Below are 6,196 nucleotides of genomic sequence, written 5' to 3' on the forward strand. Positions count from 1 at the left end.
CTTCTCTCCTGGCAAATTGAGGGATGTTTCGACTTGTCAGGCAATGAAGTCTGCCTCAACATGACAAAAAAGAAAAATTTGCCAAAGTCCGGGTGTTAGTTGTTTGGCTGCTGGATGATCTCCAGCCGGACCGGCTCCACCCCGTCTATTCCTATCTTTCTGGCCGCGCCCTGGGACAGGTCTATCAGCCGGCCTTCCACGAACGGCCCTCGGTCGTTGATCTTGACGGTCACGCTCTGGCTGGTCCGGAGGTTGGTGACCCGGACCATGGTGCCGAAGGGCAGGGTGCGGTGGGCGGCGGTCATGGCCTCCATGTCAAAGGTCTCGCCGTTGGCGGTCTTGCGTCCGTGGAATTCCCGGCCATAGTAGCTGGCCAGGCCCTGCTGTACCGTCAGCGGCCAGGGTTCGGTTTTGGCCGGGGGTTGTGATTTGTTCGCCGCTGCAGTTTCCCTGACAGGGCTGGTGCCGGCCGTCCCGCTCCGGTAGATGGGGGAGGGGGCGCAGCCCAAAAATGCGGCGGTGAGCAGTAATGCCCAAAGGATATTTTTCATACCGTCCGTTATGAACATTAGATTATTATTATCACATCAATTAGGACAAAGGTCAATGACGCTCAGCCCAAGGTCATGGGCATCATGTAATTTCTTTGGATTGACCTCAAAGTCTGCCTTATGTAAAATACCCTCTATGGTTAAACTATTTACAGGCTTGATACCAAGGTGGCTGAAATAATGCTCTATCTCATGGATTATGTGCTGGTTTTCTTTTTCGCTTTGACCTGCGCGTATGGCTATTGATATTCCGATTTTACCTTTTGGCATCGTGGTGCCACCGTCTAAAGTGTCGCACCAAGGTGTACATCTGTCAAAGAATACTTTTAACTGACCAGTAACGTTACCCCAATAAGAAGGCGATGCAATTAAAACCACATCGGATTCAGACATTTCTTTCAAGATTAATTCCATATCGTCTTGTTGGACACAATGCCGTGTTTCGTAACAAGATTTACAACCTTTGCAATAATTAATATTCATTGAACCTAATACATACCGTTTAATGTCAATGTTATTTGCTGACATACCCTGTATGATTTTGTCAACGATAAATGCAGTATTTCCATTTTCATTAGGGCTGCCGATAATGCAAATAGCTTTCATACCAGATTCCTATTTCCATTCCTCGCTGTTAAAAATTACTATTATTACTTATACCGCCAACTTTCCCGTGATCTGTGAAACTTTGGTGTATCCCTTTTTAAGGCAGTAATCCCTTAGTCCGCCGGTGATCTTCCTGACGGCGCCGGGATCGACAAAGGAGGCGGTGCCTATCTGGACCGCTGCCGCCCCGGCCAGCAGGAATTCCACCGCGTCATCAGAGCACATGATGCCGCCCAGTCCGATCACCGGGACCTTAACCGCCCGGCTGGCCTTGAATACGTTGTAGAGTGCCACCGGTTTGATCGCCGGTCCGGAAAGACCGCCGGTGATGTTGCCAAGTACCGGACGTTGCTTATCGATGTCGATGGCCATCCCGTAAAGGGTGTTGATCAGCGAAATGGCGTCGGCCCCGGCCTGCTCCACCGCCCGGGCGATGGCCGCGATGTCCGCCACGTTGGGGCTGAGCTTGACGATCAGGGGCTGGTCAGCCGCCTTTTTCACCAGGGCGGTCAGCTTGGCGGCCTGGACGGGATCGGAGCCGAAGGCCACGCCGCCCTGTTTGACGTTGGGGCAGGAGATATTAAGTTCGATCCCGGAGATGCCCGGCCGGCCTTTGAGCATCCCGGCCAGTTCAACGTATTCCTCCATGGTATTGCCGGCGATGTTGACGATCACCACCGGGTGGTGGGATAGCAGCTCGGGCAGTTTTTCCGCCAGGAACATTTTCGCCCCCACATTGGCCAGGCCGATGGAATTGAGCATTCCGCCGGGGGTCTCATAGACCCGGGGCGGCTTGTTTCCGGCCCGGGGCAGCAGGGTGATGGTCTTGGTGATCACGGCCCCGAACAGGCCGGGGGGGACCAGGGGGAGGTATTCTGTCCCGTAGCCGAAGGTGCCGGAGGCGGCCATCACCGGATTCTTCATTTTGATCCCGGCGATCTCCACCGAGAGGTCAATGGAATCCTTGGTTCTGATGTCTTTCATAGGCCGGACTCCTGCTCCCAGTCTATCTCCCGGCTGTCGAACACCGGGCCCTGGCGGCAGACGGTGACATATTCCTTTACCCCCCTGACCACGCAGCCCTGACAGGCGCCCACCCCGCAGGCCATGAAGGCCTCCAGGGAGACCTGGCAGTCGATGTGGTGCTGGTGGCAGATCAGCGCCGTGCGCTTGAGCATCGGCCAGGGGCCGCAGGCGTAGACCACCGGCTTTTTGAACTTGTCGATGCGGGACAAAAAGGCATCGGTCACAAACCCCCGGTACCCGCAGCTGCCGTCGTCGGTGGCGATGATCTTGCCGGGAGCCGGGCAGGGCAGCATTTCCTTTTTGCCGGCGCATCCGTAAAAAAGCCGGGACTCCAGCTTCATGGTCCTCAGGCGGTCGGCCAGGAACTGCATCGGGGCCAGCCCCATGCCACCGGCCAGTATCACATGCTCTTTGTATTTCCGGCTGATCTCAAAGCCCTTTCCCAAAGGCCCCAGCACATCCATCTCCGCTCCCTTGGGCAGGGAAGAGATCAGGGAGGTGCCCCGGCCCACCACCCGGTACATTATGAATAGGTACCCTCCCTTGACCCGGTTGATGCTGAAAGGCCGCCTTAACAGCAGGGGTCCGGGGCCCGACGGCTTTAGATGGACGAACTGTCCGGGCCTGGCCTGGGCGGCCATCTGCGGCGAAGCGAAGGACATCAGGAATACCTGGGGGGCTATCTTCTGGTGGGAGGTGATCTTTACTTTTTGTTCTAACATCATTTGTCTATCCGTATTCGGTTATCATCGTCAGCCGGCCCCGGAATGGCCGGCGCCGGAAGGTTCTGGGGGCCGGGTTCTGACTGCAACTCGGCCGGCGGCGCTACGGTATCGGGCTTGGCCGGGGCAGCTTTCGGTTTAAGCTTGAATTCTATGGTGGGTTCGCTGTCGCTGACCGCCAGGTCGGGGGGCAATCCCATCTCCATCCGGGCGGCGTTGGCGTAGCGGGTATAGGGGTACTTTTCCACCAGCTGCAGGCGGTAGTTGTTAACCTGGACCGAATCCCGGTGATATTTGTCCAGGGTCCAGGCCGCAGCGTAGAGTGATTTGGCGGCAATGGGCAAGGCAGGGTAGCCCGAAGCCAGCTTGAGATACACCGAGACAGCCGAATCCGGCTGGTTAAGCCCGAACAGATAGTGCTCGGCCATCAGGAACAGCAGCTGGGCATTCTGCTCGGCCGCCGCGGAGTCAAGCTGCTGGCGGTACCCGCCCAGCAGGGAGATGTTCTCCATTTTCTTCAGGGACAGGCTGTGGATATTGCTGAACAGCGGGAAATCGAGACCATCTTTGGGGCGCTGGCTGGCCAGGGTAAACAAGGTCTTGGCGCTGTCCAGATTTTGAGAGGATTCCTGGAGTTCCCCCATCCGGAAATAGGATACCGAAGCGGCCAGGCTTTTGGGGTATTTTTGGGCCAGCTGGTCATAGATCTTCATGGCATCCGGCATGGTGGCAGTTGCGGCAATGATCTGGGAGATCATAAGCTCCATCAGATCGGCCTGGGGGCTGCCTGGCAGGGCCTTTTTAAGCAATGACCGGTATATCCGAAGTGCTTTTTCAGTATCGCCCAAATTCTGATAGCTCTGGGCCAGAAGCATTTTTACCTGATAACCAGTATTTTGGGGAAGGCGCTTGCCAGCCAGCACCTCCAGCTCCTGGACCGCCTGGGGGGTCTGACCCAGGATGATCAGGCACTGGGCATACTTGAAACGGGCTTCGACTGTGAGATCGCCCTTGGGGTGGTTGAAAAGGAATCTCTGCCAGAGTATGGCCGCCTGGGAATAGTCGCCGGAGATCTGGGCGATCTCGGCCTCCAGAAAAGAGATCCGCCGGTGGATTTCCTTGTCGGTTCCGGTCCTTAATAATTGAATGTCGGTCAGGGCGGCGGGGTAATCACCAAGCTTGTAATTCAAAACCGCCGAATTCAGCCGGGCCAGCGGGGCGTATTTACCCTGTCCGTAGAACTGCCAGACCTCCTGAAACTTGCGGAGGGCCTTTTCGTTCTGCCCGGTAAAGAAAAAACAGTTGCCCATATAATATAGGCTGGGGGCCGCCCAGCGGCTGCCGGGATAACTCCCCGCCACCCCGGCAAATTTATCGGCGGCCTGCTGCAGGGCGGAGGCCTGGGCCCCGGCGGCGGACAGGGTATCGGGGAACCCCTGGCGGCTGCGGGTCCCTGAATCATACAGCTTCTTGGCGTTGTAGTAGCTGTTGAAATAAGCGCAGCCGCCGGCTGCTGAGACCAGCAGGGCTGCCGCCAGGAACCGGGGCATCAGCTTGGCAATTATTTTCATATCGTTCTTCATCTTCACCCGCCTAAAACAACAGGTCAGATTAATCTGACCCGCTGTTAATTTTAAAACCATAATATTTACCCGGGATTTTATCCACAGATTAACGCAGATTATAACGAACCTTTTTGTGTTTAACGATAAAACCTTGCATAGAAAAATCTGTGTAAATCTGATAAATCTGCGGATGGGAAAAGGGTGTAAAGTACTTTGGATGATAAGATCAATACTTATTTCAGGAAACCCCGATCTGCACTTTTTGGAAGCGGGCCGGGGCCACCCCGTGACCCACGTGGGCGCTCTGGCCCGGCTGGCCCTTGCCGCAGTTGGGCACCCCCCACAGGTGCCAGGACTTTTTGTTGCAGACCGCGTCGCAGTTGTTCCAGAAGGCCGGGGTGATCCCGGTGTAGGTGGCGTTCTTGAACACCCGGCCGGTCAGTTTCCCGTTCTTGATCTCCCAGGCGATCTCGGTGGCGAACTGGAAGTTGAGGCGCTTGTCGTCTATGCTCCAGGTCTTGGTGGTGTCGAACAGCACCGCGTCTTTGGTGTCGGCGATCAGATCCTGGTAATCCCACTTTCCCGGCTCCAGGTTGATGTTGGTCATCCGGATGATGGGGATCCGGTTCCAGCCGTCGGCCCGCATGGCGCCGCCCGAGACCAGGCCCAGCCGGGGGGCGGTCTCCCGCGAGGTCAGGTAGCCCACGAACTTTCCCCTCCGGATGATGGGAACTTTCTGGGCCGGCACGCCCTCGTCGTCCCAGCCGAAGGTTCCCAGTCCGCCGGGAGTGGTGGCGTCGGCCGTGACGTTGACGATGTCCGAGCCGTATTTAAGGTTGCTCAGCTTATCGGTGGTCAAAAAACTGGTGCCGGCGTAGCTGGCCTCGGTGCCGTAGACCCGGTCCAGCTCTATGGGGTGCCCGATGGACTCGTGGACCTGCAGGGCCAGCTGGTTGGTGGCGATGATGATGGTGGAAAGCCTGGCGGGGCAGGGGGGGGCGGTCAGCAGCATGGCGGCTTCGGAGGCGGTGCGCTCGGCATTTCCGGCCAGGTCCATCTGCTCGATGAATTCGTAGCCGGCCTGGCGGGTGTCGCCGCTCATGTTGGGGTAGCTCCGGGTCTGGACCTCGGATCCCTCAATGGCGAAGGCGCTGATCTCGCCGCCGGATTCGGTGCGGTCCTCGCTGACCAGAGTGCCCTGGGTGGAGGCGAAGACCTTTTCCCCCTTAAGAAACCACAGGCCGCCCTTGGCCATCTTGATCTTCTTGTTCCGGCGCATGATGGCGTCGGCCTTTAACAGCAGGTCTATCTTTCTTTCCAGCGGGACCTGGAAGGGATCAATCCTGGCCGGGGTTTTATAGCTGCCCTTCTGGGGTTTCAGCCGGGACAGTTCCACCTTTTCCACCTTGGTCAGGCCGCTGGCTTTGGCGATCTCGATGGCGTCTTTCACCACTTTCCGGATCTCAGTGGTTTCCAACCGGGAGCTGGAAGCGAAGCCCCAGGCCCCGTTGACCAGCACCCTTAAGCCGAAACCGGAATCTGAGCTCTTGGTGACCGCCTCCACGCTGCCGTTCTTGGTGGAGATGAACTCGCTGAGCTGGCCGGTCACCCGGATGTCGGCGTAATCCAGGCCTTTGGAGGGGAGGGCCGCCAGGACTTTTTGGGCAAAGGTCTTCATGGTGTATTGGTTCTCCCGGGAATTATTGGTTGATTTTCAAATATTCAG

Annotated in this window: 6 protein-coding genes; all 6 read right to left on the bottom strand. The window is 57.1% G+C overall.

The genetic code is table 11. The features are described from left to right. Positions 1-95: 95 nt before the first annotated feature. The 6 genes from Q7U71_00890 to Q7U71_00915 all read right to left on the bottom strand — a co-directional run bounded on the left by Q7U71_00890 (position 96) and on the right by Q7U71_00915 (position 6,148). Positions 96-551 carry a septal ring lytic transglycosylase RlpA family protein gene (locus Q7U71_00890; protein ID MDO9390316.1) on the bottom strand — a complete coding sequence of 152 codons (456 nt, stop codon included), beginning with the start codon at positions 549-551 and terminating at the stop codon, positions 96-98. 36 nt (positions 552-587) lie between these two features. Then, entirely contained in the window at positions 588-1,157 is a 570-nt protein-coding gene (locus Q7U71_00895) for a flavodoxin family protein (GenBank protein MDO9390317.1), read from the bottom strand. A 48-nt stretch (positions 1,158-1,205) separates the two neighbouring features. Beyond that, positions 1,206-2,141, bottom strand: a complete 936-nt coding sequence (locus tag Q7U71_00900; GenBank protein ID MDO9390318.1) for a dihydroorotate dehydrogenase — start codon at positions 2,139-2,141, stop codon at positions 1,206-1,208. Next, a complete protein-coding gene (locus Q7U71_00905; GenBank protein ID MDO9390319.1) occupies positions 2,138-2,908 on the bottom strand; it encodes a dihydroorotate dehydrogenase electron transfer subunit in 771 nt (256 codons plus the stop codon). The genes Q7U71_00900 and Q7U71_00905 overlap by 4 nt, the downstream gene beginning before the upstream one ends. Beyond that, positions 2,905-4,488 (bottom strand): tetratricopeptide repeat protein, encoded by a 1,584-nt coding sequence (locus tag Q7U71_00910; protein MDO9390320.1) that lies wholly within the window; start codon positions 4,486-4,488, stop codon positions 2,905-2,907. Before Q7U71_00910 ends, Q7U71_00905 begins: the two co-directional genes overlap by 4 nt. 220 nt (positions 4,489-4,708) lie before the next feature. After that, the gene (locus Q7U71_00915) at positions 4,709-6,148 is read right to left on the bottom strand and encodes a TldD/PmbA family protein (protein MDO9390321.1); all 1,440 of its coding nucleotides are present in this window, start codon (positions 6,146-6,148) and stop codon (positions 4,709-4,711) included. Between the last annotated feature and the right edge of the window lie 48 nt (positions 6,149-6,196).

The sequence above is a fragment of the bacterium genome (assembly GCA_030655055.1).
In the GTDB taxonomy this organism is placed as follows: domain Bacteria; phylum Edwardsbacteria; class AC1; order AC1; family EtOH8; genus UBA5202.

What these genes read in the sequence shown, in the direction of transcription:
- Q7U71_00890 (MDO9390316.1), bottom strand. Translation starts at nt 551, where the DNA reads ATGAAAAATATCCTTTGGGCATTACTGCTCACCGCCGCATTTTTGGGC.
- Q7U71_00895 (MDO9390317.1), bottom strand. Translation starts at nt 1,157, where the DNA reads ATGAAAGCTATTTGCATTATCGGCAGCCCTAATGAAAATGGAAATACT.
- Q7U71_00900 (MDO9390318.1), bottom strand. Translation starts at nt 2,141, where the DNA reads ATGAAAGACATCAGAACCAAGGATTCCATTGACCTCTCGGTGGAGATC.
- Q7U71_00905 (MDO9390319.1), bottom strand. Translation starts at nt 2,908, where the DNA reads ATGATGTTAGAACAAAAAGTAAAGATCACCTCCCACCAGAAGATAGCC.
- Q7U71_00910 (MDO9390320.1), bottom strand. Translation starts at nt 4,488, where the DNA reads ATGAAGAACGATATGAAAATAATTGCCAAGCTGATGCCCCGGTTCCTG.
- Q7U71_00915 (MDO9390321.1), bottom strand. Translation starts at nt 6,148, where the DNA reads ATGAAGACCTTTGCCCAAAAAGTCCTGGCGGCCCTCCCCTCCAAAGGC.